The sequence below is a fragment of the Lysobacter sp. TY2-98 genome (assembly GCF_003367355.1).
GTDB lineage: Bacteria > Pseudomonadota > Gammaproteobacteria > Xanthomonadales > Xanthomonadaceae > Cognatilysobacter.
Map to the genome: position 1 here is coordinate 2,313,492 of NZ_CP031413.1, position 25,939 is coordinate 2,339,430.

A 25,939-nucleotide genomic window follows, 5' to 3' on the forward strand; every position below is an offset into this window, starting at 1 on the left:
TGGCGCGATGCCGTCGCCGACCACGCCCCGTCGCACGTCGATGCCGTTCCGCGAACGCGTCGACGCCCTGCGCAACCTGCGTCCTTTCCTGCGCCAGATCTGGGCGACCAGCCCGCGATTGACGCTCGCCAGCCTCGTGTTGCGACTGGTGCAGGCCCTCACGCCCATTGCGCTGCTCTACATCGGCAAGCTGATCATCGACGAGGCGATCCACCTGGTCGCCGTCGGCGGTGCGCATGCCGACCTGGGCACGCTGTGGGCCAGTGGCGCGCTGCATCACCTCGCCCTGCTCGTGGTCGGCGAGTTCGCGCTCGCCGTCGTCTCCGACCTGATGGCGCGCGCCGCCAGCTATGTCGACGGCCTGCTGTCCGAGCTGTTCACCAACGCGACCAGCATCCGCCTGATGGAACACGCGGCGACACTGGACCTCGAGGATTTCGAAGACCCCGACCTGCAGGATCGCCTCGACCGCGCGCGTCGCCAGACCATGGGGCGGATGAACCTGCTGAGCCAGCTGTTCGGGCAGGCGCAGGACGCGATCACCGTCATCAGCTTCGCGATCGGTCTGCTCGCGTATGCGCCGTGGCTGATGGTGCTGCTCGCCATCGCACTGGTGCCGGCCTTCGTCGGCGAATCGCACTTCAACGCACTCGGTTACTCGCTCAACTTCCAGTGGACGCCGGAGCGCCGCCAGCTCGAATACCTGCGCCAGACCGGCGCCAGCGTCGAGACGGCGAAAGAGATCAAGATCTTCGGGCTGCACCGTTTCCTGATCGATCGCTTCCGCGTGCTGGCCGACAAGTTCTACGCGGCGAATCGTGCGCTCGCAGCGAAGCGTGCGTTCTGGGGCACGGTGCTCGCGGCGCTGGGCACGCTGGGCTATTACGTCGCGTATGCCTACATCGTCTGGCGCACGGTCAAGGGCGACTTCACGATCGGCGACCTCACGTTTCTGGCGGGCAGCTTCCGACGCCTGCGCCAGTTGCTCGAAGGCCTGCTGATCGGCTTCTCACAGGTCGCAGGCCAGGCCTTGTACCTCGACGATCTGTTCTCGTTCTTCGAGATCGCACCGGAAATCACCTCCACGCCCGATGCGTCACCGGTGCCGCGTCCGATCGAGCGCGGCTTCGTGTTCGAGAACGTGGGCTTCCGCTATCCCGACGCGGAACGCTGGGCGCTGCGCGGCCTCGAATTCGAACTCCGCGCAGGCGAAGTGCTGGCGCTCGTCGGCGAGAACGGCGCCGGCAAGACCACGCTGGTGAAACTGCTCGCGCGTCTCTACGACCCCGACGAAGGCCGCATCCTGCTCGACGGTCGCGACCTGCGCGACTACGACCTCGACGACCTGCGCAGCAACGTCGGCGTGATCTTCCAGGACTTCGTGCGGTATCACCTCACCGCCCGCGAGAACATCGGTGTCGGTCGACTGGAAGCGATGGGCGACGAGGCGCGCATCCGCGAGTCCGCGCGCCGCGCGCTCGCCGACGAGGTCATCGAAGCGCTGCCGCAGCAGTACGACCAGATGATCGGTCGCCGCTTCAGCACGGGCGTCGAACTGTCGGGCGGCCAGTGGCAGAAGATCGCGATCGCCCGCGCCTACATGCGCGATGCGCAGGTCATGATCCTCGACGAACCCACCGCGGCGCTCGATGCACGCGCCGAATACGAGGTCTTCCAGCGCTTCAAGGAACTCAGCGAAGGCCGCACCGCGGTGCTGATCTCGCACCGCTTCTCGAGCGTGCGCATGGCCGATCGCATCCTCGTGCTCGGCGGCGGCAAGGTCGAGGCGTCCGGTACGCACGATGAACTCATGGCGCAGCGCGGCCGCTACGCCGAGCTGTTCGAACTGCAGGCGGCGGGCTACCGCTGAGGCGGTCAGTCCCCGCCCTGCGCCGCCATCGCCAGGTCGGTGCGCGCTGCGATGAGGCGTTCGAAGGCCGCCACCGTGCCGACGAACTCGCGCGCGGTGTCGACCGTGATCTTCGGATCGGAAGCATGTGCCGCGGCATTGCGCAGGCGACGCAGTTGCGACAGCAGGTCCGCCTGGCTGGCGTCGAGCAGGTCCGCGTTGATCAACGCATCGGCGAGTCGCGCCGGCTGCTGCAGCTCCTGACGCGTCACCGCGACCCCGCGACGCCGCAGCGCGTTCATCGCCGCAACCTCCAGTTCGATCCACGCTTCGAGGATCGCTGCGCGCGGCGAGATCTCCGCCAGCTGCAGGCGATGGTCTTCACCCTCGAGCGTCAGCGGCGTGCCCGCGTCCGCATCCACCAGCTCGCGTCGCGCCTGCGCCGCCAACTCGTGCACGCGGCGACCGAACCGGAAGCGGAAGTCCTTCCATTCCAGAATCTCGAGGTCGGGAACGCGCGCCAGCAGCGGGCGTCGCACGAGCAGGAACAGCACGATCAGTGCGAAGGGCCACGCCAGCGACGCGGTCATCGCCGCGATGAATTGGAGCCAGTCCATGGAGCCTCCGTGCGGTTGCGGCCGAGCCTAGCGGTCGACGCGCCGTTCGTCGAACCCGTGCATCCGAACCCGGCGCGGCGCCGTAGTGCTGGAGGTGCCCGATGAGGCACGCCCCCTCAGTCCAGGAGCGTCCCCATGAATTACCGCATTCTCAGTCTCGCGCTGATCGCTGCGCTGCCGCTCGCCGCGTGCAGCCGCCCCGCCGCCGAGGACGCCGCTGCGCCCGCGGCAACGACAGCCGACACCGCCGTGCCGGCCGAACCCACCGCGCCGATGCCCGCATCCGCCGAAACCGCGGCGGACGCGATGCCGATGCAGAACCCGATGGTCGGCGGCGCGCCGATGTACGCGGAGAAGGACATCGTCGACAACGCCGTCAATTCGAAGGACCACACCACGCTGGTCGCGGCGGTGAAGGCCGCCGGCCTGGTCGACACGCTCAAGGGCGCGGGTCCGTTCACCGTGTTCGCGCCGACCAACGCCGCGTTCGACAAGCTGCCGAAGGGCACCGTCGACACGCTGCTCAAGCCTGACAAGAAGGCCGACCTCACCAAGGTGCTGACCTACCACGTGGTATCCGGCAAGCTCGATGCCGCCGCGTTGAAGCAGCAGATCGCCGCCGGCAACGGCAGCGCGACGCTGAAGACCGTGCAGGGCGAGACCCTGACCGCGAAGGACGACGGCGCCGGCGGCATCGTGCTGACCGATGCGAAGGGCGGACAGTCGCACGTCACGATCGCCGACGTCATGCAGAAGAACGGCGTGATCCACGTCGTCGACACCGTGCTGATGCCATAAGCGTGCTCCGCCGCCGGCTCCTCGTCGCCGGCGGTGTTCGCGGGGACGGCGTTCGCGTCGTCCCCGCGTCTTTTGCGATGACCGGACGCCGAAGCACACTCGCCTAACGCCGCGGTGCGACACTTCGCACCCGCCGACAGGAGAGCCACCGGATGGGACTCGTCCACCGCATCACGCCCTGCCTCTGGTACGCCGACGCCGCCGAAGAGGCGGCGACCGCGTATTGCGAGATCTTCCCGAATTCCCGCATCAGCCGCGTGCTGCGCTACGACGCCGCTTCGGCGCGTGCCGCCAATCGGCCCAAGGGCAGCGTGTTGACGGTGGAGTTCGAACTCGATGGCCAGGGCTTCACCGCGCTCAACGGCGGGCCGCTGTTCCGCTTCAACGAGTCGATCTCGTTCGTCGTGCGCTGCGACAGCCAGGCGGAGATCGAGCACTACTGGGCCGCGCTTACGCGCGGCGGCGATCCGATGGCGCAGCAGTGCGGCTGGCTCAAGGATCGCTTCGGGGTGTCCTGGCAGGTGGTGCCGGCGTCGCTGCCCGACTGGCTGACCGACGCCGACCCCGCCCGCGCCGCGCGCGTCATGCGCACCATGCTCACCATGCGCCGGCTCGACCTCGCGCCGCTGCGTGCGGCCTATGACCACGCCGACTGAAGCCAGCGGGCTCGGCCGTGGCGTCCCATCGCCATGGCGCCGCGTTCCACCGTGGTTTCCGAAGCCCGCGCGCGTCTGCGGGATAATGGCGATCTGCCGGCCCGACCGGCCCGTCTTCTGATCCGACTGCCACGCGGCGACGCGTCGATGCGTCCGCCGCTGGCGTCCTCCACGGATTCCGCACCCGATGAACACCGCCCACCGCAAACCGCTTCCCGGCACGCCGCTGCACTGGTTCGACGCCCGCGAGGCGGTCGACGCCCTCAAGCCCGGCGCTTGGGCGACGCTGCCCTACACCTCGCGCGTGCACGCGGAGAACATCGTGCGCCGCGCCGATCCGTCGATGCTGTCGGCGTATCTCGAACAGCTGATCGAACGCCGCCGCGACCTCGACTTCCCGTGGTTCCCGGCGCGCGTGGTCTGCCACGACATCCTCGGCCAGACCGCGCTGGTCGACCTTGCCGGCCTGCGCGACGCGATCGCCGAGCGCGGTGGCGATCCCGCGCAGATCAATCCGGTGGTGCCGACGCAGCTGATCGTCGACCACTCGCTGGCCGTCGAATGCGGCGGCTTCGATCCGGATGCATTCGCGAAAAACCGCGCGATTGAAGAACGTCGCAACGAGGACCGCTTCCACTTCATCGAGTGGACGAAGCACGCGTTCCGCAACGTCGACGTGATCCCGCCGGGCAACGGGATCATGCACCAGATCAATCTGGAGAAGATGTCGCCGGTGATCTACGTCAAGGACGGCGTGGCGTTTCCGGACACCTGCGTCGGTACCGACTCGCACACGCCGCATGTCGACGCACTCGGTGTGATCGCCGTGGGCGTCGGTGGCCTCGAGGCCGAGAGCGTGATGCTCGGCCGCGCGTCGTGGATGCGCCTGCCGGAAATCGTCGGCGTCGAGCTGACGGGTCGCCCGCACGAGGGCATCACCGCGACCGACATCGTGCTCGCGCTCACCGAGTTCCTGCGCCAGGCCAAGGTGGTCGGCGCGTATCTCGAGTTCCGCGGCGAGGGCGCGCGCGCACTGACGCTCGGCGACCGCGCGACCATCTCGAACATGGCGCCCGAATACGGCGCCACCGCGGCGATGTTCTTCATCGACGACAACACGCTCGACTACCTGCGCCTGACGGGCCGCGAGGAGCAGCAAGTGTCGCTGGTCGAGACGTACGCGAAGACGGCGGGCCTGTGGGCCGACGACCTGGCCGATGCGCAGTACGAGCGCACGCTGACGTTCGATCTCTCGACGGTGACGCGCAACATGGCCGGCCCATCGAACCCGCACAAGCGCCTGCCGACGAGCGATCTCGCCGAGCGCGGCATTGCCGGCAACCTCGACCTCGCGCGCGTCCAGGAAGCCGCTGGGCTGATGCCGGACGGCGCGGTGATCATCGCCGCGATCACCAGCTGCACGAACACGTCGAACCCGCGCAACGTCATCGCGGCCGGTCTGCTCGCGAAGAAGGCGAACGAACTAGGCCTCGTGCGCAAGCCGTGGGTGAAGACCTCGCTGGCGCCGGGTTCCAAGGCCGTGCAGCTCTACCTCGAAGAAGCCGGCCTGTTGCCGGAACTCGAATCGCTCGGTTTCGGCATCGTCGGTTTCGCCTGCACGACCTGCAACGGCATGAGCGGCGCGCTCGATCCGCTGATCCAGAGCGAGATCATCGATCGCGACCTCTACGCCGTTGCGGTGTTGAGCGGCAATCGCAATTTCGACGGCCGCATCCATCCGTATGCGAAGCAGGCGTTCCTCGCATCGCCGCCGTTGGTCGTCGCGTACGCGCTCGCCGGCACCATCCGTTTCGACATCGAGAAGGACGTGCTCGGCGTCGACGCCGCGGGCAATCCGATCACGCTGAAGGACCTGTGGCCGAGCGACGCCGAGATCGACGCGATCGTGCGCGAGCACGTGAAGCCCGAGCAGTTCCGTCGCGTGTACGGCCCGATGTTCGCGGTGCGCGTCGACACCACCGGCCCGGTCAAGCCGCTCTACGACTGGCGCCCGATGTCGACCTACATCCGCCGCCCGCCGTACTGGGAAGGTGCGCTGGCTGGGGAACGCACGCTCCATGGCATGCGTCCGCTCGCGGTGCTCGGCGACAACATCACCACCGACCACCTCTCGCCGAGCAACGCGATCATGCTCGACAGCGCCGCGGGCGAATACCTCGCGAAGATGGGCGTGCCGGAAGAGGACTTCAATTCCTACGCGACGCATCGCGGCGACCACCTCACCGCACAGCGCGCGACGTTCGCGAATCCGAAGCTGCTCAACGAGATGGTGGTGGACGCCGACGGCAGCGTGCGCCAGGGGTCGCTGGCTCGTGTCGAGCCCGAAGGCCAGGTCACCCGCATGTGGGAGGCGATCGAGACCTACATGCAGCGTCACCAGCCGCTGATCATCATCGCCGGCGCCGACTACGGCCAGGGCAGTTCGCGCGACTGGGCGGCGAAGGGCGTGCGCCTCGCAGGCGTCGAAGCAATCGTGGCGGAAGGTTTCGAGCGCATCCATCGCACCAACCTCATCGGCATGGGCGTGTTGCCGCTGGAGTTCGAAGCCGGCACCAACCGCAAGACGCTGGCCATCGACGGCACCGAAACGTTCGACGTCATCGGCGAACGCACGCCGCGCGCGACGCTCACGCTCGTCATCCATCGCAAGGACGGCAACATCCTCGAAGTGCCGGTGACGTGTCGGCTGGATACGGCGGAGGAAGTGTCGATCTACGAAGCGGGTGGCGTACTGCAGCGTTTCGCGAACGATTTCCTGGAGGGCGCGCAGAGCGCGGCGTAACGCAGGTGGCGCGCGAACCCCGACTGATGCTGATTGCGCGCCCGCCACGGGCGGTCGTCGATCGCCTGTATCAGTCGTTGGTCGACGCGGGCATCATCGCCATGCTCGGCGGTGAGATGTTTCCCACCGCGAACTGGCATCAGTCGTTAAGTGACGCGTGGTCTGAGGTGCAACAGATTCATGACGCGATGATGCGGGCAGGCGACGAACTCGTCGCCGCACCCGTAACCATGCAGCTGGCACAGATCGACGGGCCGCGCCAGAACGGTCGGCGTCTCGACTGGGTGATTCGACCGTCGGCGTCGGTCGGTGGCTTCGCCGATCTCGTCGGCGCCGTGAGGTCGTCGCTCCAAAAGCACGGCATCAACGAAAGGGCCGGGCACACACCGCACATCACCGCCAGTTATCGCGGGCCCCACCTTCTTCCGAAAAAGCCAATCGCGCCCGTTGAGTGGACGATCGACACGGTCGAACTCGTCGCCACGCGCGAAACACCTTATCGGTACGAGACACTCGCGAGATGGCCGCTAACCGGTGCGCCGGAACCGCGGCCGCAGATGTCTCTTTCGTTCTGAGTAGTCCCACCCTGTCAGCGAGGACCTTGGCATGACCGAAGCAACCGGCACCGTCCGCCTCCACCGCGTGCTGCGCGCGCCGCCGTCGAAGGTGTATCGCGCTTTCCTCGAGCCGGCCGCGATGTGCAAGTGGCTGCCGCCTTACGGTTTCGTCGCGAACGTCGAGCACATGGACGCGCGCGTCGGCGGCACGTTCCGCATGACGTTCACCAATTTCGGCACCGGCAAGGTCGAAGCCTTCGGCGGCGAGTATTTGGAGCTCGTGCCCGATGAGCGCCTGCGCTACACGGATCGCTTCGACGATCCGAACCTGCCCGGCACGATCGAAGTGACGGTCGAGCTGAAGCCGGTGCTGTGCGGCACCGATGTGTCGATCGTGCAGTCGGGCCTTCCGGCAGCGATTCCGGTCGAGTTCTGCTACCTCGGCTGGCAGGAGTCACTCGAGCAGCTTGCGCGTCTGGTCGAACCGAACATTCCCGACGCCTGATCCGCGCATTTCCACGTTTTCGCATTTGACGAGCCCGCCATGACGCACGCCCCGCAACTCCGCATTCCCGCCACCTACATGCGCGGGGGCACCAGCAAGGGCGTGTTCTTCCGGCTGGACGATCTGCCCGCGGCCGCGCGCGTGCCAGGCGCCGCGCGCGATGCGTTGCTGATGCGCGTGATCGGCTCGCCCGACCCGTATGGCAAGCACACCGATGGCATGGGCGGCGCGACGTCGAGCACCAGCAAATGCGTGATCCTGTCGAAGTCGGCGGTGCCGGATCACGATGTCGACTACCTGTACGGTCAGGTGTCGATCGACACCGCCTTCGTCGACTGGAGTGGCAACTGCGGCAACCTGTCGTCGGCGGTCGGCCCGTTCGCGATCGCGAACGGCCTGATCGATCCGTCGCGCATTCCGCGGAACGGCCACTGCACCGTACGCATCTGGCAGGCCAACATCGGCAAGACGATCATCGCGCACGTGCCGGTCACGAACGGCCAGGTGCAGGAGACCGGTGACTTCGAGCTCGACGGCGTGACGTTCCCCGCCGCCGAAATTCCGCTGGAGTTCGTCGATCCGTCCGATGACGGCGATGCGGGCGCGATGTTCCCCACCGGCAACCTCGTCGACACGCTGCATGTGCCGGGCGTCGGCGATTTCCAGGTGACGATGATCACCGCCGGCATTCCGACTATCTTCCTGCGCGCGGCCGACCTCGGTTTCGACGGCACGGAGCTGCAGCCGGCGGTCAACGATCACCGCGCATTGCTCGACAAGCTCGAGCTGATCCGCGCGGCTGGCGCGGTGCACATGGGCCTGATCGCGAGCATGGACGAGGCCGCCAAGCGCCAGCACACGCCCAAGGTGGCATGGGTCGCGCCGCCGAAGGACTACGTGGCGTCGAGCGGCAGGACAGTGCACGCCGGCGACATCGATGTGCTCGCGCGCGCGATGTCGATGGGCAAATTGCACCACGCCATGATGGGCACGGCGTCGGTGGCGATCGCCACGGCGGCCGCGGTGCCGGGCACCCTCGTGAACGAAGCCGCAGGCGGCGGGAAGCGCGAGGTCGTGCGCTTCGGACATCCGTCCGGGACGCTGCGCGTCGGCGCGGATGTCGCGCAGGTCGACGGTGCGTGGGTCGTCACCAAAGCCGTGATGAGCCGCAGCGCACGCGTGCTGATGGAAGGCGCGGTGCGTGTACCCGCCGATCCGGCGTACGGCGGGTAATGGGCGACGGCGTCGCCTAGCGGCGTCCCAATCCGGCGAACTCGGCGTACGTCGCGGCCACGCGTTGGCGAACGGGCGCTGGTGGACATGCCGCGACATCGACCGGCGCGACCTTCGCGCCCGACGCAGCCACGCCCTCGCCGCCATCGCTCGAACGCCGACGCCACGCGCGACGCAATTCGCGGTCGTAGCGCGAGCGCGCGACCGGGTCCGACAGCAGGCGCCATGCCTCGTTGACCTGCTGCATGCGCCGCAGGGCATCGACATCGCCATCGCAGCGATCCGGATGGTGCCGCGCCGCGAGCACGCGATACGCCGCGCGGATCACGTCGATCGGCGCGTCCGTCGCGACCTTGAGCGTGGCGTAGTGCGTGGGCACGCGGTGACCCTGTGGAGGCGGGGGTCCAGTCTTATACCGCCGGTGTGACGGCCGCTGCAGTGTCGGGGCAGCCATGGGCAGGCTGTTGCCGCCGCAGTGACCCGTCCTCGACGTCGGCAGGACCACGCTCGGACGACACCTGCACGCGGAGGTCACCATGAATGCGCGTCGAGTTCTTGTCCCCGCCCTGCTCGCCGCCGCCCTGCTGGTCGCGATGGGTCCGGCACGCGGCCAGCCCGCACCGCCCGCCGGCGCACCGCATCCGATGTCGCACGGCACATCGCCGGTGAATACCGGTACCAGCGCGGCCGCCGCTGCGAAACAGGCCGCCGTCCAGCGCGTTGACGCGAAAGGCGCCGCGGCGATCCACGTGACCTCGCCGCAGATCCGCGCGGACACTCCGATTCCCGCGCACCACACCGCGTACGGCGACAACCTGTCGCCAGCACTCGCATGGACGCCCGTGCAGGGCGCGCAGAGTTACGCCCTGCTGCTCGAAGACCCGGACGCACCGCGCGAGCAGCCGTTCGCGCACTGGGTCGCCTGGAACATTCCGGGGAACGTGCACACCCTTCCGGGCAGCCTGCCGACACGCGGGTCACCGACCGCCGTGCGCGGAATGGCGCAGGGCCGTAACGACCGCGACGGCACCGGCTATTTCGGACCGCGCCCACCCGCCGGCGATGCGCCGCATCACTATCACTTCCAGATCTTCGCCCTCGACCGCACGCTCGATCTACCGGCAGGCGCGACCCGCGATCAGGTGGTCGCCGCGATGAGCGGCCACGTGATCGCCAAGGGCGAGCTGGTGGCGACGAGTCAGGCGCCGAAGACGCACTGAGGTACCGTCCCGCGCCCCCAAGTCGTGCCCCCGGAGGAAGCGACAATCTCGTCGGACGCTGATGCGCAGACGCCGACTGTGCGAACGTGAGGCGTCTCCGATCGGCGCCACGATGAACTGGCTCGCCCACATGCACCTCGCGCGATACAGCGACGCCGCGATGCTCGGCGCGCTGCTGGGCGACTTCGCGTTCGGCTCCAGCGGCTTGGACCGCTTCGGGGAGGTCGAGCGCCGCGAGATCCTCGTGCATCGACGCGTGGACCGCTTCACCGACAGCCATCCCGACGTCGTCGCCCTGCGCACGCATTTTGCGGACGGCCGGCGCCGCTATGCCGGCATCGTGCTCGACGTCTACTTCGACCACCTGCTCGCGCGCGACTGGTCGCGCTGGAGCGACGTGACACTGGACGCGTTCACCCGGCGTGCTTATGCAGTCCTGCACGAGCGCCTCGACGACCTTCCACCGCACCTGCGAGCGATCGCACCGCGCATGGCGTCGGGCGACTGGCTGGGCAACTATCGCGAACGGGCAAGTGTCGATCGCGCCATCACGCGCATCGCGCATCGCCTGTCTCGAAACGGGGATCGACTGGTCGCCACGCTTCACGATTTCCGTGAAGTCGAGCGGCAGGCGGCTTCGATGTTCAACGGATTCTTCGCCGAACTCGAAGAGTTCGTCGTGCGCGAGCGCGCGTCGATCGTCCAGGAAGATCGAGCGGGCCTTTAGAAAGAGCAAAAAAGAAGGGACGACGGAGTCGTCCCTCGAAGTTACTCAACCCTCTTCCCGTTTGCCCGATGTCGGGCACTCACTCCACTGCGTTAGTGGTTCGAGCTGTCACTGCGCGACGATGAGCTGCTGCCGCGACTGCTGGAACTCTTGTCGTTCTTGCCGACGTCCTGCTGCGAACCCTGGCGCGACGCGCCCTGCATCGACTGCTGTGAGCGGTCACCGCCCGACGCCTGGCGCGACGACGCGCTGTTGTCCAGGTTCTGGTTGTTGCCGCGATTCGAGGTGTTCTGATCGTTACGGTTCATGCGTCCTCCTGATCGACATCTTTCGACATCGCCCGCATTGCGGACGGTGATCAGATTACGCATGCGGCCCGTCCGAGCAGGTGACCTCGACATTAGCGTTGCGTTAGATGGCCGGTGCATTCAGCGCACCGCCATGTAGATGACGCGTGATTCATTCACGCACTTTTGCGTTTCGCGTCGCGCAACCGTCACGCTCGCGACCGCCGCGCGGTGATCGCGCTACTCTCGCCTCATGAGCCTCATACGCGTCGGCACGGCAAGCTGGACCGACCCCACGCTGATCCAGTCGAAGCAGTTCTATCCGCGCGGCTGCAGCTCCGCAGAAGATCGCCTGCGCTTTTACGCGAGCCGCTTCCCGATGGTGGAAGTCGACTCCAGCTATTACGCGATGCCGAGCGAACGCAACGCGCAGCTGTGGGCCGAACGCACGCCGGACGACTTCACGTTCAACCTCAAGGCCTTCCGCCTGTTCACCGGCCATCAGACGCCCGCGAAGGCGTTACCGCCCGACATCGCAGCGGAGCTCGCCCCCGTTTTCGCAAAGAAGCGCAACGTCTATTACAAGGACGTGCCGGACAGCCTGCGGGACGAAATGTGGCTGCGCTTCGAGCGCGCCGTGCGTCCGCTGCGCGACGCGGGCAAGCTCACCGCGCTGCATTTCCAGTTCGCGCCGTGGGTCGTCCCGTCGCCCGACTGGAAGCGGCATCTCGAGGAATGCGTCGGCCGCCTGCCCGACTACCTGCTCGCCTATGAGTTCCGCACCCGCGCCTGGTTCGACGGTCGGCACGACGACGCGACGCTCGCGATGGAGCGCGACCTCGGCGTCGCGCACGTCGTCGTCGACGAACCCCAGCTCGGTACGAAGTGCATTCCGCAGGTGTGGGACGTCGCGTCGCCGCGCCTTGCCATCGTCCGCATGCATGGTCGCAACCATGAGACCTGGGACATCAAAGGCTCGACGGTCGCCAGCGACCGCTTCGACTACGACTATTCCGACGACGAACTGCGTGAGATCGCAACGCCCGTCCGCGATCTGGCGCAACGCGTTGCGGAGCTGCACGTGGTGTTCAACAACAATCAAGGCGACCAGGGCCAGCGCAACGGCCGTTCGCTGATGGCGATGCTGGGTGACGACGCGTTCGGCGCCGACACGCGCGCCGACCTGATCTGACCCGTGCTGCTTCGGCGGGCGCGTCGATCAATTCACCGGCGCTAGCGCTGCCGCGGCGTCCGCCGCAGCATCGGCGGCGTCCTTCGCGTCGTCCTCCCGCGAGAGCACCTGCCTGAAGCAGTATCGGCCGGCCGGATGCATCCACGCGGTTTCGTACGCATACGTCGGCTCGCTGTCTTGGGTTCGCGCGGTCGCGAACACCGCGCACAGCTCGTAGTGGCGCGCATCGGTCGGCCGGTAGTCGTAGGCACGACGGCTCTCTGGGTCCACTGGAATCGCAGCTGCGTCGTGCGTGGCGCGTTCGAGCTCGTCCAGCGTTTTCGGCAGGCGATGTTCCAGACGCGCGTAGGCCTCCACCCGGCTGTCGATACCGCGCAGATCGGAGACACGCCGTTCGTCGAACCGGAGGGCGCGCTGGTGCGCCGGTGAACCGATCACGACGATCGCCGTCACCAGACTGGCGAGCACGGCGATGGCGGCTACCGAAAGAAACCACGTGCCGACAGGACGCGCGCTCATGCCTGCACCTCTTCGCGACGCAGGTCGTGGAGGTAGTAGCCGAAGATACTGCCCGCGATGAACGCGACCACCGCAACCTTGGACAGGAAGCGCGTGGTGAGCTCGCCGCCGAGCAGGTTGTAGACCAGCGTGGTGGTGTCGCCGATCAGTGCGCCCGCAGCGATGAACAGCGTGATGTAGGTGAGCCAGCGCCGGATCGGCGACAGGCGCTTGATCGGATGCTGCGCGACGTCCCGCGCGACGCGGCGGGCGACGAAGGCGAACACCGGGAACGCGATGACCAGCGCCGCCATCGACCAGCGGATCGAGCTATCGGTCGCGTTGAACATGTAGGACCGCATGGCCGGATCCGGCCAGGTGCGATTGATCAGGTCGAACAGGAGGCTGCCCAGGTTCCATGCGCCGAAGTAGAGCGTGGCGAACATCACCAGATAGGCGAACGCCTCGCGCGCGGAGAGCGACGCGCGCGGTCGCGGCACCGGAATGGGGAAACCGACATCGGCGTAGGCGTCGAGCACGCTGCGCGTCTGCTGCGGGGTCCAGCCGGCCTGCACCAGCGCCGCGTTGATGGCGTCCTTCGATTGCCCGCGCATCAGCGCGTCGCGCACGAACAGCTCCAGATCCTGCGATGGTGCGGCCATAGGCTCTCCCCCGATGTGCCGGCGACCATAGCGGAAATTCCTTGGCCGGGTGGTGGCTCTCCATCAGCCGGCGGACGCCGTTCGTTCCCCTGCCGGACGGCATGGGGCCGGCCCACCGACCGCGGCTAAGCTGCGCGCATCCGTTCCGGAGAGTCGCCATGCGCACGCTCGTTCCGCTTCTGGTGGCCGCGATGGCGGCATCGAACATCGCGCATGCCGGGACGCTGGCGTTCGTCGGTGCCAAGGTCTATCCCGCACCGGACGCGGCACCCGTCGAGCATGCGACGGTGCTGATCCGCGACGGGGTGATCACCGCAGTCGTCGGTCGCGACCTGCGCGTGCCGAAGGACGCCACGGTGATGAACGTCGACGGCAAGGTCATCGTCGCGGGGTTCTGGAACAGCCACGTGCACCTGCTGCAGCCACCGTACCGCGGTGCGGCAACGCAGCCCGCGGCAGCGCTGTCGGAAGCGCTGGAATCCAACTTCACGCAGTGGGGCTTTACGACCGTGTTCGACATCGCGTCCCTGCCGGGCGACGCGCTGGCGCTGCGCGCGCGCATCGAGCGTGGCGAGGTGACCGGGCCGCAGATCCTCACCGTCGACGCGCCCTTCTTCCCTGAAGGCGGCACGCCGATCTATGTGCACGATTTGCTGGAGTCGCTGAAGGTGCCGACGTTCGAGGTCAAGGACGTCGACGAGGCCGTCGCCCGCGCGACGCGGCAACTCGATGCCGGTGCCGACGGCGTGAAGCTGTTCGCGGGTGCGATCGTCGGTGGGCCGATCGGGGTGTTGCCGATGAAATTGCCAATCGCGCACGCCGTGGTCGGCGAGGCGCACAAACGTGGCAAGCCCGCGTTCGCGCATCCCAGCAATCTGGCCGGCCTGCAGATCGCGATTGACAGCGGCGTCGACGTGCTGGCGCATACGACGCCCAACATCGGTCCGTGGCCGGATGCGCTCACGCAATCGCTGGTGTCGCACCGCATGGCGCTGATGCCGACGCTCGCGTTGATCGAACAGGAGGCCGGCGCCGATCAGCTGCCTGAGGAACTGAAGGCGAAGATGCTCGCCGCCGCATCGCAGCAGCTGAAGAGCTTCGCGGACGCCGGCGGGCAGGTGCTGTTCGGGACCGACTGCGGCTACACCGCCGTCTACGACCCGCTGCTCGAGTACCGCTACATGGCCGCGGCCGGCCTCGACTGGCGCGCGATTCTCGCCAGCCTGACGACCGCACCGAGCGCGCGCTTCGGCCAGGCCGCACGCAAGGGCCGCATCGCGGCGGGCTTGGATGCGGATCTCGTGGTGCTGCAAGGCGATCCGGCCCAAGACGTCACCGCGCTGGATCGTGTGGAGATGACGGTGCGGGCCGGACGGGTGATCCATCGGGCACCACGATGACGGAATCGGACCGCGCGTCCCGGGACTAGACAGTGGCCTGCGTCCACGGTGCGGTGCCGTGCGCTCGTCGCGCCGGGCGCCGTCGTCAGATGCCCGGATCGATTTCTGGACCACGAACACTGCCGCGCGCTCGCATCGTTTGCTACCGTCCGCCCCAGCGCAGGGCATGGGGATGTCCGCAGCTCACGATGCCTCTCACGACAACGATCTGGACTCGCTGGGTCCGACGCCCGTCGTGCGCACGCGCGATCGTGCCCTAACCCCATCCCGCCCGATGTCCCGTTACTGATTGCCGCGCCGTAGTCCGTGCCCAATTCTCCGGAGGTTTCCATGCGCCACCCGCTGATCGCCCTTGCCCTCGCCGCATCGCTCGCCTTACCCGCTGCCGCCATGGCACAGGACGACACACAGGCCGCCGCCGCGATGATGGAGATGCTCCAGGACCCCGACGGCCTGCCGCAGGCGGACATCGAGAAGGACAACAACAACTGGCTGCTGTCGCACGAAAAGGGCCTCTGCCGGATGCTCAGCTTCAACGATCCGCTGATGCTGCAGGTCGATCCGGCGCATCCGGAGCAATCGGCCATGCACTTCCGCGTGATCGACGGAACGATCCCCGAGAAGGAAGGCACGACGATCCCGGTGATCCTCGCGATGCGCGACAAGGCGGATGCCGAGTTCGGCGGCTACCAAGGTGTAGCGCTCGTCACCAAGGACACGGTGCCGGCGTATGTCGTGCAGGTGCCGATGAAGGATCTGGCCGAGAAATTCCCGAACGGCTTCCAGGTCATGCTCATGGACTCGACCGGCGAGAAGAAGATCATGCAGTCGGACACGCTCGGCACGCGCAAGTACATGACCGCGCTCGCCAAGTGCGGTGGCGCCTGAGTTGAAGCACTGCACGCCTTCGTGCGGGTACTTCGGCGACGTGTACGCACGAACGCAGCCTGACTGATCGATTCCGCTGACTGCGTACCGCAGGGTCGCCTTCGCAAGGCGGCCCTTTTTCATGGCCGCGTCAGCCCGTTCGCACCATGCGGTCGAACAGCCGATCAATCGTGTGCAGCGGATCACCGCATTGCCCGGTGTGCACGGGGGACGGCTGGATGAGCGCGCTGCGCTTCGCCGTCAACCAGTGGAAACGCGCGCGGATCGGCAGTTCACCGATCGGGCCACTGCCGGGACGGCCTTCGCAGATCGCGACGATCGCTTGCAGTTGGCGCTCGACCAGTTCGACGTCGACGTCCGGATCCAACGCGCGCAGGCGCGCGGCGTCCACACCGACACGCGCGAGCAGCAGACGCTGCGACGGACACGACAGCAGCACGCCGACGTTGATGAACTCCTCGCGCTCGACGCGGGGCACCGCACGCAGGATGGCGTAGTCGTAGAGATCAGCCGTGTGCACGACGTGCCTCCTCGACGAATGCTGCGCGCCGCTCGAGTCGCGTGGTGAGGTAGTCGACATAGCGTTCGCGGGTGGCGACCGGCGTGTCGCCCAGCCAGGCGTCGGGCACCTCGCCCAGCACGCGTTCGAACAGGGGACGATCGAGCATTGGCGCGAGGTCGGCATCCGCTTCCATGATGCGCGACGCGGCGGGCAGCAGCACGTGCTCGCGAACCATCGGGAACGCGCTCGCGGCATCCGGCGTCTGCGTGTCCCAGCCGTGGTGGAAGTACAGCGCGGCGCCGTGATCGATCATCCACAGCGCGCGATGCCAGACCATCAGGTTCGGATTGCGTGCGGTGCGGTCGACGTTGCTGACGAAGCTGTCGAACCAGACGATGCGCGAGGCGAGATCCGCGTCCGGCAGGCCGGCGACGGGATCGAAGTTCGCCGCGCCGGGCAGGTAATCGAGCGCCACGTTCAGACCGGCACTCTCGCGGATCAGGTGCTGGATCTCGGAATCGGGCTCGGTGCGCGCCAGCTCGGGGTCGAGGTCGACGAACACGAGCTCCGGCACCGGCAACTGCAGCGCCTGCGCGATGCGTCCGGCGATCAGCTCGGCGACGAGCGCGCGCGTACCCTGCCCCGCGCCGCGGAACTTGAGCACGTAAAGGCCGAAGTCGTCACCTTCGACGATGGCGGGCATCGAGCCGCCTTCGCGCAACGGCGTCACGTAGCGGGTCGCAGTGATGTGGCGGAGCATCGTCCGGTGTCGTGTCGGGGCGTGGCCAGTATCGCGGAGAACGGGCGACGTGGTGCCATGCGCCGCCGACCCGTGTATTCCCGCCTTACCGCGGGATCGGACGATCAACGCTTCGTGGCGACGCGCTGCACCCCCCCCCGTGTCACGCAACGCCCATCGGCAACTCGTGCGTCGACACCACGCGCTGGCCCACCGCCTCGCCGCGCAGGAAGCGCACACCGGCATTGATGACGCCCGGATCGCTCAGTACACGGCTGTGCCCCAGCCCTTGCGTGCTCAGCAGACGTGCGCGCGGCCAGTAACGCGCGTAACGCTCGCCTTCGTCCCACGGCACGACCGGATCGGCGACGTCATGCACGATCAACGCGGGACGCGCGATCGAAGGCGCGGCGCGTTCGGCGCGCTGCTCGTCGAAGGTGATGCCGAGACTGGCGTGGAAGCCCGCCATCATGCGTTCGCACAGCGCACGACCGAGGCCCACGGCGCGCGCAAAGCGGTGCGCGGCTTCCACGGGATCCGCCGCCGGCGCGACCAGGATCGCGCGACCCGCCTGCAGGCCGCGCGACAGCGCGAGCATCGCCGCCGCACCGCCGAGCGAATGGCCGATCACCGCATGCGCGGGTCCGAATCGCTTGCCGACGCTGACCAAGACGTCGGCGAACTCCGGCAGGGTCGTGCGTCGCCCGGGGCTCGCGCCGTGCGCGATCTGATCGAACGCGATCACCGCGAGGCCGGCGTCGCGCAAGGCCGGTACCCATGCGGCGATGCGCGCGCCGCTGCTCGCCCAGCCGTGCGAGAACAGCACGTAGGGCTGCGTCGTCGGATCGCCCCACTGATAGCCGACGAGGCGATGCCCGCAGGCGTGGATATCGAAGCGCTGCGCGCCCTCGGCCACGGGCGTCGGCGCGTTCCCACCCGGATGCGGCGTGCAGAAGAGCGCGGCTGCGCGACGCACCGCCGCACGCGGCGCAATCCGTCGCGCCGTCGCGAAATAGACGCGGATCGACGCTCGCATCAGGTTGTTTCGAACGGTCGTGCTAATCCGGGGCGAGCGCGTGTCCATGCTGCAGTCCTCAGGCGATCAGGCGGTTGGGGAATTGGCGTCGACGAGCCGGTCGAACGCGCGCATGCCGCGTTCGTAGGCGATGTCGTAGCCGCGCAGGCCGGCGTCGTGGTGCACGACGAGCGCGAGCGCGTAGAGCTCGAAGGCGAGTTGTTCGACGTCGGTGCCGCGGGCGAGCTCGCCGGTTTCGATCGCGAGCGACGCGGCGCGTGCAAGCTCGCTGCGCCAGCGCTCCATCTGCGCGATCACGCGATCGCGTAACGGGCCCGGGCGGTCGTCGTATTCATTCGCGGCCGCGAGGAAGATGCAACCGCCGTCGTCGCGATGGCGCGCCCAGTCGAACCAGCGGTCCATCAGCGCGCGCAGGCGGGCGACGCCGCGCGGCGCGGGCAGCGCCGGCACCATCACGTGCTCGACGAAGCGGCGGCCGGCGTTGTCGAGCACCGCCAGCTGCAGGTCCTCGCGCGAGCCGAAATGGGCGAACACGCCGCTCTTGGACATGCCGACCTCGGCCGCCAGCCCGCCGATCGACAGGCCTTCCAGCCCTTCGCGGCAGGCGAGCCCGTAGGCGCGATCCAGGATCAGCTCCCGGGTGGCGGCGCCTTTGGTGACGGTGCGGGCGGCAGCGGACATGGCGCGACATTAGCACGGTCGTGCTTTTTATCGATCGACCGCTGGCGGTGATCGGACGAGTGGTCGGAGGGCGGCGATGCGCCCGGCCGGTCAGCGTCGATCAGCCACGATCTGCCCAGGGGTCACCCCGCACAGCTGCCGCAGGCAACGCGCCATGTGACTCGCATGCGCGAAACCGGTGGCGTGGGCAACCTCCGTGATCGTCGCCCGACCATCGCGCAACATCAGCCGCGCGCGCTCGACGCGGCGTTGCATGACGAAGCGATGCGGCGTCATGCCGGTCGCGTTCTTGAACAACGGCGTGAAGTGCGAAACGGCGAAGCCGGCGACGTTCGCAAGCTGCTCGAGTGCGAGATCCGCGTCGAGATTCGCTTCGACGTAGTCGATCACGCGCTGCAATCGCCACGCAGGCAGCGTGCGTCTCGCTTCGATCGACGTCGTCGCCTTGCGCGACTGCAGTGCACGCAGGCGCGCCGCGAGCGACCACGCGAGGCCGTCGGCGAACAGACGCCCCGTGGGATAGCCGTCGTCGCTTTCGGCCTGCATCAGCCAGCCGATGCGCTCGATCTGTGCGTCACGGACGTGGATCGCCGGCGCCGGGTCGCAGGCGCTGGCGCCGCTCGATTCCGCGGTCTCGCGCATCACCGCGGGCGACAGCCGCAACAGCAACGACGTCGCCGTATCCGACAACGTCCATCGTGTGCTGGCGCCCGCGGGCACCACGCAGAACTGGCCGTGCAGCCGCGTACCGCAACGCTCGACGCGGCCAGCACGGTAGGTCACCGGCACCGGCGCGCCGAGGTGCAGGCATAGCACGTGGCGATGATCGACCGGCGAATCGAACCGCCCGCTCGGCACCGGTGAGATGAGCACGTCGAGCGACGGCAGTACGGCGCCGTCCTTAGCCTGCGCGGAAGCGGCCGGATAGCACGCGGGTCTGCCGGGATCGGTCATACCCACAGGCTTCACCCGTTGCCGCGCGCGACGTAGTCCCGAAAGTCATCCATCCGTGCGCGTCGCCAGCCGATCGTGCGCGCGTCGCAGCGGATCGATGCCGACCATGGCGCGATCGCCCAACGGATCCGCAGTCGATGAAAACTCTCCATGTCGCGGTACTGACCCTGGTGCTCGCTGCCGGCACGCATGCCATCGCCGCCGCCAACGTGTCGTCGCCACTGCCGGATGCGATCGCACAGGACGATGGCCACCGTCAGCTGGCCGAATTCGCCGGCCTCTGGACCGTGCGCCAGTCGCTCTGGCTCGACGCCGGCAAGCCGCCGCAGATCGACCCGGGCACCGCGCTGTTCACGCCCGTGCTCGGCGGCCGCCAGCTGCAGCAGGATCTGCGCGTGAGTTCGCGCGAGCCGTTCCAGGCGCTGGGCTACATCGGCTACGACCCGCGCACCCACATCTACGTGACCATATGGATGGACCTGCACCTCGCCAACCCGCTGCTCATGCGGGGCCGCTATGACGTTGCGGATCGCACGTATCGCTTCAGCGGCGAGACGACGTTCGACGACGGCCAGACCGTTCCGACGCGTGAGGAATTCCACCGCATCGACGCCGACCATTTCATCGTGCGCTATTTCGAAACACGTGGTGGCCGCGAAGCGCTCGTCGTCGAGCTGGCGTACTCACGCCGATGAAGCGCCTAGCGCGGCGTGCCGCCCTGTCGAATGCGCGGACGCAGCGCGACGCTGCGCTCGGCATCCATCAGTTGCAGTTCGCCGTCCTGGATCATCGCGGTGAGGCGCGCACCGCGCGTCAACAGCGGCTGCGCGGCGTCGAGTTCCGCGCTGTCGAAATCGAGCACGGTGAGGTTCGACAGGCGCGCGAGCGTCGCCGCGTTGCGCGACCACCACATCTCCGCCGCGTTGCCGCCGTAGCCGACGACGATGACCTCGCGCGCACGTCCGGCCGCCTTGCGCAGGCGCGACTCGTCGGGTTGGCCGACTTCGATCCACTGTTCGATCGCGTCGGTGTAGTCGCGGCGCCACAGCGCGGGCTCCTCCTCGTCGCTGAGGCCGCGCCCGAACTCGAGGCGGTCATCGGCGAACAGCGCGAATGCGATCAGCCGCACCAGCAGGCGCGTGTCGGTCTCCGACGGATGCTGCGCCAGCGTGAGCGCGTGCGAGGCGTAGTAATGCCGATCCATGTCGCTGACCTGCAGCTCGACCTTCACGACGGTAGCTTTCGGGGACATGGCGGACTGCGCGGCAAGGGGCGGCCATTCTAGGCCGATGGCGTCGACGCCGACGGCCGGCCTCATGCGCCGCACGTGTACATCGCTTCGATCGACACGTTCGAGCCGTCAGACCGCCGTTCCCGCCACCGCTGCCGATTCGAGCAGCCGCTGCACATCCCCGGCCGGCATCGGGCGGTGGAACAGATAACCCTGGAAGACGCTGCAGCCCCAGCCCTGCAGCACGTGCAGCTGCGCATCGGTTTCCACGCCTTCGGTAATGACGCGCTTTCCGAGTGCGGTGGCGAGCGCGAGGATCGACTTCACCACCGACGCGGTGCCGGCTTCCTCGAGCGCGACGACGAAGGCGCGATCGATCTTGATGGTGTCCAGCGGCAGGCGCGCGAGGTAGGCCAGCGAGCTGTAGCCGGTGCCGAAGTCGTCGATCGCGACGGTGACGCCCAGCTCGCGCAACGCCTGCAGCTGGCGCGCGCTGGTTTCGACGTCGGCGATCAGCAGCGATTCGGTGATCTCGACCTCGAAGTCCGACCACTGCGCGCCCATGGCATCCAGGACACGTCCCATGTCGTCGACGAGCGTGCCGGCGCGCAACTGCTCGCTCGACACGTTGATCGCGACGCGCCCGAACTGGAGCCCGTGTGCGCGCCACCCGGCGATGTGTGCGCATGCCGCGTGCAGCACGAACGCGCCCAGCGCATCGATGAGACCGTGGCGCTCCGCCAGCGGCACGAATCGCGCCGGCGGAATCCAGCCGCGCTGCGGATCGTGCCAGCGCGCCAGCGCCTCCATGCCGGTGCGTGCACCGGTGCGCGCGTCGATACGCGGCTGGTAATAGACGTCGAGCGCGTTCGCCGCCAGTGCGGCACGCAGCGCGGCGACGAGTTCAACCTCTTCGCGCGCGGCCTCGTTCATGCCGGGCGAGTACACCGCGAAGCGACCGCCACCGTCCTGCTTGGCCCGGTACATCGCCACGTCGGCCTTCTGCACGAGCTCGTGTGCGTTGTCGCCGTCGGCGGGATGGAATGCGACGCCGGCGCTGTAGCGCAGCGCCATGACGTGCGAATCGAGCACCACGGGCACGGCGAGCGCCTCGTCGATGCGCGCACGGATGTCTTCGAGGTCCTCTGCGCGAGCAACGTTGTGCAGCAGCAGCACGAACTCGTCGCCGCCGAAGCGCGCCACCATGTCGCCGTGCGGCAGCGCGCCGCGCAGACGACCCGCCACCTCGACCAGCAAGCCGTCACCGAGTGCGTGACCCAGGCCATCGTTGACCGACTTGAAGCGGTCGAGGTCCATGAAGACCACCGCGAACGGCCCACTGGATGCGGCGAGCGCGGCGTCCAGCGCTTCGATCGCCGCAAGGCGATTGGGCAGGTCGGTCAGCGCATCGTGTCGCGACTGGTGCACCAGCCGGCGTTCGCGGGCGTCGAGCGCCAGTGCAATCGACACGCGATCGGCGAGCTGCCGCGCCGCATCGAATGTCTCGTCGCTCGGCGTCGCGCTATGCGCAAGGAGCACGACCCACGCGTGCGGTTCGCCGGACTCGCCGATGGCGAGGCGATACGCCGGTGCATCGCGTCCGGACGAATCGCCGTCTTGCGTCGCGATGGGCTGCCAGGCCGAATCGACGGCGTCCAACGTCGGCGAATCGAGCAAGCGCAGCACGGTTCCGTGATCGAGCGGGCCGTTCGATCGCCCGGCAAGGTGCACGTCGCGCATGCCGTGGGTGGACAGCTCCACGACGATCGCGGCATCGGCGATACCGGGCAGTGCGCGCAGCTCCGAGGCGACGAGCGCGAGGATGTCGTCCAGCGACTGGCGCGACACGATCCCGGAATCGACGGTCGACAGTCCGCGCAGACGCGCGAGCTGGCCGCCGATGCGCTGTTGCATGTCGTCGAACGTCGTCGACAACGCGGCGAGTTCGTCGGGCGCGCGCGCGGCGCCTGCGGGGCCGCGCGAGCCCGAGAACAGACGGATGCGGTCCATCAGCGCTTCCAGCGGCACCAGCATGCGACGGATCTGCACCAGGCTCATCAACGTCGCCATCAGCAGCAGGCCGGCGGCGAGCAGTGCGAACCAGTGCACCTGCAGATCGGGAATCGCCGCGTGTTCGTGTTCGCTTTCGAAACGCCAGGCTGGCGCGCCGAATTCCGCCTTCAGGTCGAGGTCCCACGTATCACGCATGATGCGTGCGTCGTTGTCGACGTGGCCCGCACATCCGACGGTCTGCGTGCCGGAGTGCATGCAGACGCGCGTGCCATCGACGACGTCCTCGTCCGGATGCAGCAGGTAGTGCGGGGACAGGATGCCGGCGTAGAGCGTGGTCAATCCGTCAGGCCGACGTCGCGTCGTCAGCAGGACGACACGGGTGTCGTGCGACGCGGGCCGGGTCCACACGTGCAGGCGCGGCAGCATGGACGCCGCGACGCCCGCATCGAGCGGACGCTGGATCACCGCGTCGAACAGATGCGTTTCGCCGGGCGCGTAGACGCCGCCCAGGTCGGCGATGCGCGCGAGCAGCGCTTCGGCGCTCTGCAGGCGGCTCAGCACGGTGAAGGCGACGAAGCGCGTCTCCGCGCGGACGTTGCGGTGTTCGGACGTATCGATGGCGCGATCGGCCTGGCGCCACGTCAGCCAGAACACCAGTGCAGCCGGCACGAACGCCATCGCGCAGAACATGAGGAAGACGCGCCGCGCCAGTCGGCTGCGCAGCCACGTGCCTTCGATGCGGAGGCCCGAACGGTTCGACATCGGCGATCAGTAATCCTCCGCGAGGCCGACGTAGCTGCCGCCGCGCGCGCGGATCACGTCGTCCAGGCTGTCCTTCTGGGTGATCTGCGTCTTGAACACGCCATCGCTCCCGGCGCTGAAGAGGTCGTAATCGGCGTTGAGCGGGTTCAGGCGATGGTCCTTGCGCGCCGTGCCATGGCCTTTGGTGCCGGTCAACAGCGTGTAGTAGTACGGGTTGCCCCACGGATCGAGGCGCGCGGACTCGCCGATGTCGGCAAGACTCTCGGGATAGTCGAAGTTGTTGGTGTGGTAGCGCTCGATGCGCATGCTGAGCTCGCCGATATCGGCGATCGCGTGGGAGACGCGGGCGCGTTCAACGATCGACCGGTAGCCGATGTTCGCGATCGCCGCCAGCACGAGGATCATCGCCACCACCAGCACCAGTTCCACCAGCGTCAGCCCGTCCTCGGCGCGCCGGCCTATCCGATGCATCTCACCACCACCCGTCATTCGCCTCTCCCCAGCCCCGCCCGGTGGGTGGAAGGCCAGCAGCCCTGAACTTGTACCGTCGAGGTGCCAGCCTACCCGCCATCGCCAAGGCCCTTCCGCCCGGTCTTCTGACGCTAACGGCCGTCGATCCGCAAAGATGAGCGGGGCGTGGTTCGACGGTATCCGGCGCACCGGTCGATCGGTCGACGTCGCCTTCCGACACCTATACGGATTCAGGTTCGCACTGCCGCTTGTGCGCGACGCGGGCTGAAACAGTGCAACGGACGTCGCAGTGGAGCGCGTCCGCATTGTTTTAAACGGCGGGGTCAGCCGCGGCGCTTGCCCGCGATCTGCCGCAGCGCCTGCTCGAAGACCTCGACCGGCTGGCCGCCGGAGATCAGGTACTCGCGGTCGAGGATGATCGCGGGCACCGAGCTGATGCCGGCGCGCAGGAACATCTGTTCGTCGGCGCGGACCTCGTCCGCGTACGCGTTCGACGCGAGGATGGCCGCCGCGCGGTCCGCCGGGAGTCCGACCTGGGCCGCCAGGCGCACCAGCGTCGCGTGATCGCTAACGTTCTCGCCGTCGGTGAAGTAGGCGCGCAGCAGCGCGTGCTTCAACGGCACCTGCTTGTCCATCTCCGCGGCCCAGTGCAGCAGGCGGTGTGCGTCGAAGGTGTTGTAGGTGCGCGTGCGCGCGCCCATCGCGAAGTCGACGCCCACATCCGCACCGCGCTCGCGCAGGCGCTCGCGGTTCTGCTGCAGCTGCACGGGCGACAGACCGTATTTCCGGCCCAGGTGCTCATCGATCGGCTCGCCCTCGGGCGGCATGTCCGGATTGAGTTCGAACGGCTGCACGTGCAGCTCGACGGCAACGTCGTCACCAACGCGCGCGATCGCCTGCTCCAGCGACGCCAGCCCGATCGCGCACCACGGGCAGACGACGTCCGAGACGAAGTCGATGCGGACGGGAACAGCAGTGGACGGTGTATTCATGCGTGGCCTGAAGGGTGATGTCGGGGACGAGCGGGCCGTTGCCCGGGCTCACGAACTATGTGCGGCCACCGTAGACGAAGAAAAAGGCCCCGTCGCCGGGGCCTTTCGGGTCTTGTTGCTGTGGCGGCAGCGTCAGTGGATCGTGGCGTCGGTGCCGCCGTCGCTGTCGGTGGCCGGCTGCAGCGACACCGCCAGTTCCTCCAGTTCGGCAATCTCCGCCTCGATCGCCTCATGCAGTTCGCCGGCACGCACCATCAGATCTTCGATGCGGTCGGCCTGCTTGAGCTTCTTGAGCTCGCTGTCGAACAGCAGCCACTGCGTGGTCAGGCGCTCGACATTGGCCTTCGAGTAATGACGCATCTCCTTGAGCTGCGTCACCGTGTCGTTGACGTGGTCGAACGGCGTCTTGCTTTCGGCCGACATGATGACCTCCTGCTTCGGTGGTGATGCAAGCAGGAGTACCCGATGACGCGTGTCGGCTTGTGAAACAGCGGCGCTGCCGGTTGGGAATGTGAAGCCCCGGTGGAGGGTGCGGCGGAATGACGCACGCGATGTGACACCCACCGCATCCGCGACCGAGTGGCACACGGCACTCGATCGAGCCTGCACGATCGCGGCGACTGGCCGCACTACGTTCACGCACCGATGGCTTCCGCGCACCTGTGA

27 protein-coding genes and 1 pseudogene are annotated in these 25,939 nt (G+C 67.9%); 13 read left to right on the forward strand and 15 right to left on the reverse strand.

Annotation, left to right across the window (positions count from 1 at the left end; translation table 11 throughout):
- Nucleotides 1–7: 7 nt before the first annotated feature.
- Complete coding sequence (locus tag DWG18_RS11245) at nt 8–1,870, forward strand: ABC transporter ATP-binding protein (RefSeq protein WP_115647273.1); 1,863 nt, start codon at nt 8–10, stop codon at nt 1,868–1,870.
- Between the two features lie 5 nt (nt 1,871–1,875).
- Here DWG18_RS11245 and DWG18_RS11250 read toward each other — a convergent pair whose 3' ends face one another.
- Complete coding sequence (locus DWG18_RS11250) at nt 1,876–2,466, reverse strand: hypothetical protein (protein WP_115647274.1); 591 nt, start codon at nt 2,464–2,466, stop codon at nt 1,876–1,878.
- Between the two features lie 318 nt (nt 2,467–2,784).
- Here DWG18_RS11250 and DWG18_RS11255 point away from each other — a divergent pair.
- The 6 genes and pseudogenes from DWG18_RS11255 to prpF form a co-directional block, all read left to right on the forward strand.
- Nucleotides 2,785–3,264 (forward strand): annotated as a pseudogene (locus tag DWG18_RS11255) (fasciclin domain-containing protein); the annotation flags it as partial.
- Nucleotides 3,265–3,416: 152 nt separating this feature from the next.
- Entirely contained in the window at nt 3,417–3,920 is a 504-nt protein-coding gene (locus tag DWG18_RS11260; protein ID WP_115647276.1) for a VOC family protein, read from the forward strand.
- Between the two features lie 187 nt (nt 3,921–4,107).
- Nucleotides 4,108–6,723, forward strand: a complete 2,616-nt coding sequence (gene acnD / locus DWG18_RS11265; protein ID WP_115647277.1) for a Fe/S-dependent 2-methylisocitrate dehydratase AcnD — start codon at nt 4,108–4,110, stop codon at nt 6,721–6,723.
- Nucleotides 6,724–6,749: 26 nt separating this feature from the next.
- The gene (locus DWG18_RS11270; protein ID WP_162823811.1) at nt 6,750–7,298 is read left to right on the forward strand and encodes a hypothetical protein; all 549 of its coding nucleotides are present in this window, start codon (nt 6,750–6,752) and stop codon (nt 7,296–7,298) included.
- Nucleotides 7,299–7,329: 31 nt separating this feature from the next.
- Nucleotides 7,330–7,785, forward strand: a complete 456-nt coding sequence (locus tag DWG18_RS11275) for an SRPBCC family protein (protein WP_115647279.1) — start codon at nt 7,330–7,332, stop codon at nt 7,783–7,785.
- Nucleotides 7,786–7,824: 39 nt separating this feature from the next.
- Entirely contained in the window at nt 7,825–9,018 is a 1,194-nt protein-coding gene (prpF, locus tag DWG18_RS11280; protein WP_115647280.1) for a 2-methylaconitate cis-trans isomerase PrpF, read from the forward strand.
- Between the two features lie 16 nt (nt 9,019–9,034).
- Here prpF and DWG18_RS11285 read toward each other — a convergent pair whose 3' ends face one another.
- Nucleotides 9,035–9,397 carry a J domain-containing protein gene (locus tag DWG18_RS11285; RefSeq protein ID WP_162823812.1) on the reverse strand — a complete coding sequence of 121 codons (363 nt, stop codon included), beginning with the start codon at nt 9,395–9,397 and terminating at the stop codon, nt 9,035–9,037.
- 157 nt (nt 9,398–9,554) lie between these two features.
- On the opposite strand from DWG18_RS11285, the gene DWG18_RS11290 reads away from it, so the two are divergent.
- Nucleotides 9,555–10,238, forward strand: coding sequence for a YbhB/YbcL family Raf kinase inhibitor-like protein (locus tag DWG18_RS11290; RefSeq protein ID WP_115647282.1), 684 nt, complete (start codon nt 9,555–9,557; stop codon nt 10,236–10,238).
- Nucleotides 10,239–10,350: 112 nt separating this feature from the next.
- Nucleotides 10,351–10,965: an ACP phosphodiesterase gene (locus DWG18_RS11295; RefSeq protein ID WP_115648153.1), complete on the forward strand. Its 615-nt coding sequence runs from the start codon at nt 10,351–10,353 to the stop codon at nt 10,963–10,965.
- A gap of 92 nt (nt 10,966–11,057) precedes the next feature.
- Here the strand turns inward: DWG18_RS11295 and DWG18_RS11300 are convergent, their stop codons facing one another.
- Nucleotides 11,058–11,273, reverse strand: coding sequence for a hypothetical protein (locus tag DWG18_RS11300; protein ID WP_115647283.1), 216 nt, complete (start codon nt 11,271–11,273; stop codon nt 11,058–11,060).
- A 232-nt stretch (nt 11,274–11,505) separates the two neighbouring features.
- Here DWG18_RS11300 and DWG18_RS11305 point away from each other — a divergent pair, with 232 nt between their 5' ends.
- Nucleotides 11,506–12,444 (forward strand): DUF72 domain-containing protein, encoded by a 939-nt coding sequence (locus DWG18_RS11305; protein WP_115647284.1) that lies wholly within the window; start codon nt 11,506–11,508, stop codon nt 12,442–12,444.
- Nucleotides 12,445–12,471: 27 nt separating this feature from the next.
- Here the strand turns inward: DWG18_RS11305 and DWG18_RS11310 are convergent, their stop codons facing one another.
- Together DWG18_RS11310 and DWG18_RS11315 are read right to left on the reverse strand one after the other, a co-directional pair.
- Entirely contained in the window at nt 12,472–12,897 is a 426-nt protein-coding gene (locus DWG18_RS11310; RefSeq protein ID WP_162823813.1) for a hypothetical protein, read from the reverse strand.
- A 62-nt stretch (nt 12,898–12,959) separates the two neighbouring features.
- Nucleotides 12,960–13,604, reverse strand: a complete 645-nt coding sequence (locus tag DWG18_RS11315) for a DUF5671 domain-containing protein (protein WP_115647286.1) — start codon at nt 13,602–13,604, stop codon at nt 12,960–12,962.
- 158 nt (nt 13,605–13,762) lie between these two features.
- On the opposite strand from DWG18_RS11315, the gene DWG18_RS11320 reads away from it, so the two are divergent.
- Nucleotides 13,763–15,004: an amidohydrolase family protein gene (locus DWG18_RS11320; RefSeq protein ID WP_240318515.1), complete on the forward strand. Its 1,242-nt coding sequence runs from the start codon at nt 13,763–13,765 to the stop codon at nt 15,002–15,004.
- Nucleotides 15,005–15,334: 330 nt separating this feature from the next.
- Nucleotides 15,335–15,892 (forward strand): hypothetical protein, encoded by a 558-nt coding sequence (locus DWG18_RS11325; protein WP_162823814.1) that lies wholly within the window; start codon nt 15,335–15,337, stop codon nt 15,890–15,892.
- 130 nt (nt 15,893–16,022) lie between these two features.
- Here the strand turns inward: DWG18_RS11325 and DWG18_RS11330 are convergent, their stop codons facing one another.
- From DWG18_RS11330 to DWG18_RS11350, 5 genes are all read right to left on the reverse strand, one after another.
- Nucleotides 16,023–16,412 (reverse strand): DUF3037 domain-containing protein, encoded by a 390-nt coding sequence (locus DWG18_RS11330; RefSeq protein WP_115647288.1) that lies wholly within the window; start codon nt 16,410–16,412, stop codon nt 16,023–16,025.
- Nucleotides 16,399–17,154, reverse strand: a complete 756-nt coding sequence (locus DWG18_RS11335) for a HipA family kinase (RefSeq protein WP_115647289.1) — start codon at nt 17,152–17,154, stop codon at nt 16,399–16,401. The genes DWG18_RS11330 and DWG18_RS11335 overlap by 14 nt, the downstream gene beginning before the upstream one ends.
- A 142-nt stretch (nt 17,155–17,296) precedes the next feature.
- Complete coding sequence (locus DWG18_RS11340; protein ID WP_162823815.1) at nt 17,297–18,169, reverse strand: alpha/beta fold hydrolase; 873 nt, start codon at nt 18,167–18,169, stop codon at nt 17,297–17,299.
- A gap of 66 nt (nt 18,170–18,235) precedes the next feature.
- Entirely contained in the window at nt 18,236–18,850 is a 615-nt protein-coding gene (locus DWG18_RS11345) for a TetR/AcrR family transcriptional regulator (protein WP_115647291.1), read from the reverse strand.
- A gap of 90 nt (nt 18,851–18,940) precedes the next feature.
- Complete coding sequence (locus DWG18_RS11350; RefSeq protein WP_115647292.1) at nt 18,941–19,804, reverse strand: AraC family transcriptional regulator; 864 nt, start codon at nt 19,802–19,804, stop codon at nt 18,941–18,943.
- 137 nt (nt 19,805–19,941) lie between these two features.
- Between DWG18_RS11350 and DWG18_RS11355 the strand changes: the two genes are divergently transcribed.
- Nucleotides 19,942–20,499, forward strand: coding sequence for a DUF1579 family protein (locus DWG18_RS11355; RefSeq protein WP_115647293.1), 558 nt, complete (start codon nt 19,942–19,944; stop codon nt 20,497–20,499).
- Between the two features lie 5 nt (nt 20,500–20,504).
- On the opposite strand, the gene DWG18_RS11360 is transcribed toward DWG18_RS11355, so the two are convergent.
- The 5 genes from DWG18_RS11360 to DWG18_RS11380 all read right to left on the reverse strand — a co-directional run bounded on the left by DWG18_RS11360 (nt 20,505) and on the right by DWG18_RS11380 (nt 25,696).
- Complete coding sequence (locus tag DWG18_RS11360; protein ID WP_115648155.1) at nt 20,505–21,056, reverse strand: YaeQ family protein; 552 nt, start codon at nt 21,054–21,056, stop codon at nt 20,505–20,507.
- Between the two features lie 108 nt (nt 21,057–21,164).
- Nucleotides 21,165–23,810 (reverse strand): EAL domain-containing protein, encoded by a 2,646-nt coding sequence (locus DWG18_RS11365; RefSeq protein ID WP_115647294.1) that lies wholly within the window; start codon nt 23,808–23,810, stop codon nt 21,165–21,167.
- Nucleotides 23,811–23,816: 6 nt separating this feature from the next.
- Nucleotides 23,817–24,281 carry a prepilin-type N-terminal cleavage/methylation domain-containing protein gene (locus DWG18_RS11370; protein ID WP_205289346.1) on the reverse strand — a complete coding sequence of 155 codons (465 nt, stop codon included), beginning with the start codon at nt 24,279–24,281 and terminating at the stop codon, nt 23,817–23,819.
- A gap of 323 nt (nt 24,282–24,604) precedes the next feature.
- Nucleotides 24,605–25,273, reverse strand: coding sequence for a DsbA family oxidoreductase (locus DWG18_RS11375; protein ID WP_115647296.1), 669 nt, complete (start codon nt 25,271–25,273; stop codon nt 24,605–24,607).
- A gap of 132 nt (nt 25,274–25,405) precedes the next feature.
- Entirely contained in the window at nt 25,406–25,696 is a 291-nt protein-coding gene (locus tag DWG18_RS11380) for a hypothetical protein (protein ID WP_115647297.1), read from the reverse strand.
- Nucleotides 25,697–25,939 lie beyond the last annotated feature (243 nt).

What these genes read in the sequence shown, in the direction of transcription:
- DWG18_RS11245 (WP_115647273.1), top strand. Translation starts at nt 8, where the DNA reads ATGCCGTCGCCGACCACGCCCCGTCGCACGTCGATGCCGTTCCGCGAA.
- DWG18_RS11250 (WP_115647274.1), bottom strand. Translation starts at nt 2,466, where the DNA reads ATGGACTGGCTCCAATTCATCGCGGCGATGACCGCGTCGCTGGCGTGG.
- DWG18_RS11260 (WP_115647276.1), top strand. Translation starts at nt 3,417, where the DNA reads ATGGGACTCGTCCACCGCATCACGCCCTGCCTCTGGTACGCCGACGCC.
- acnD (WP_115647277.1), top strand. Translation starts at nt 4,108, where the DNA reads ATGAACACCGCCCACCGCAAACCGCTTCCCGGCACGCCGCTGCACTGG.
- DWG18_RS11270 (WP_162823811.1), top strand. Translation starts at nt 6,750, where the DNA reads ATGCTGATTGCGCGCCCGCCACGGGCGGTCGTCGATCGCCTGTATCAG.
- DWG18_RS11275 (WP_115647279.1), top strand. Translation starts at nt 7,330, where the DNA reads ATGACCGAAGCAACCGGCACCGTCCGCCTCCACCGCGTGCTGCGCGCG.
- prpF (WP_115647280.1), top strand. Translation starts at nt 7,825, where the DNA reads ATGACGCACGCCCCGCAACTCCGCATTCCCGCCACCTACATGCGCGGG.
- DWG18_RS11290 (WP_115647282.1), top strand. Translation starts at nt 9,555, where the DNA reads ATGAATGCGCGTCGAGTTCTTGTCCCCGCCCTGCTCGCCGCCGCCCTG.
- DWG18_RS11295 (WP_115648153.1), top strand. Translation starts at nt 10,351, where the DNA reads ATGAACTGGCTCGCCCACATGCACCTCGCGCGATACAGCGACGCCGCG.
- DWG18_RS11300 (WP_115647283.1), bottom strand. Translation starts at nt 11,273, where the DNA reads ATGAACCGTAACGATCAGAACACCTCGAATCGCGGCAACAACCAGAAC.
- DWG18_RS11305 (WP_115647284.1), top strand. Translation starts at nt 11,506, where the DNA reads ATGAGCCTCATACGCGTCGGCACGGCAAGCTGGACCGACCCCACGCTG.
- DWG18_RS11315 (WP_115647286.1), bottom strand. Translation starts at nt 13,604, where the DNA reads ATGGCCGCACCATCGCAGGATCTGGAGCTGTTCGTGCGCGACGCGCTG.
- DWG18_RS11320 (WP_240318515.1), top strand. Translation starts at nt 13,763, where the DNA reads ATGCGCACGCTCGTTCCGCTTCTGGTGGCCGCGATGGCGGCATCGAAC.
- DWG18_RS11325 (WP_162823814.1), top strand. Translation starts at nt 15,335, where the DNA reads ATGCGCCACCCGCTGATCGCCCTTGCCCTCGCCGCATCGCTCGCCTTA.
- DWG18_RS11335 (WP_115647289.1), bottom strand. Translation starts at nt 17,154, where the DNA reads ATGCTCCGCCACATCACTGCGACCCGCTACGTGACGCCGTTGCGCGAA.
- DWG18_RS11340 (WP_162823815.1), bottom strand. Translation starts at nt 18,169, where the DNA reads ATGCGAGCGTCGATCCGCGTCTATTTCGCGACGGCGCGACGGATTGCG.
- DWG18_RS11345 (WP_115647291.1), bottom strand. Translation starts at nt 18,850, where the DNA reads ATGTCCGCTGCCGCCCGCACCGTCACCAAAGGCGCCGCCACCCGGGAG.
- DWG18_RS11350 (WP_115647292.1), bottom strand. Translation starts at nt 19,804, where the DNA reads ATGACCGATCCCGGCAGACCCGCGTGCTATCCGGCCGCTTCCGCGCAG.
- DWG18_RS11355 (WP_115647293.1), top strand. Translation starts at nt 19,942, where the DNA reads ATGAAAACTCTCCATGTCGCGGTACTGACCCTGGTGCTCGCTGCCGGC.
- DWG18_RS11360 (WP_115648155.1), bottom strand. Translation starts at nt 21,056, where the DNA reads ATGTCCCCGAAAGCTACCGTCGTGAAGGTCGAGCTGCAGGTCAGCGAC.
- DWG18_RS11365 (WP_115647294.1), bottom strand. Translation starts at nt 23,810, where the DNA reads ATGTCGAACCGTTCGGGCCTCCGCATCGAAGGCACGTGGCTGCGCAGC.
- DWG18_RS11370 (WP_205289346.1), bottom strand. Translation starts at nt 24,281, where the DNA reads ATGCATCGGATAGGCCGGCGCGCCGAGGACGGGCTGACGCTGGTGGAA.
- DWG18_RS11375 (WP_115647296.1), bottom strand. Translation starts at nt 25,273, where the DNA reads ATGAATACACCGTCCACTGCTGTTCCCGTCCGCATCGACTTCGTCTCG.
- DWG18_RS11380 (WP_115647297.1), bottom strand. Translation starts at nt 25,696, where the DNA reads ATGTCGGCCGAAAGCAAGACGCCGTTCGACCACGTCAACGACACGGTG.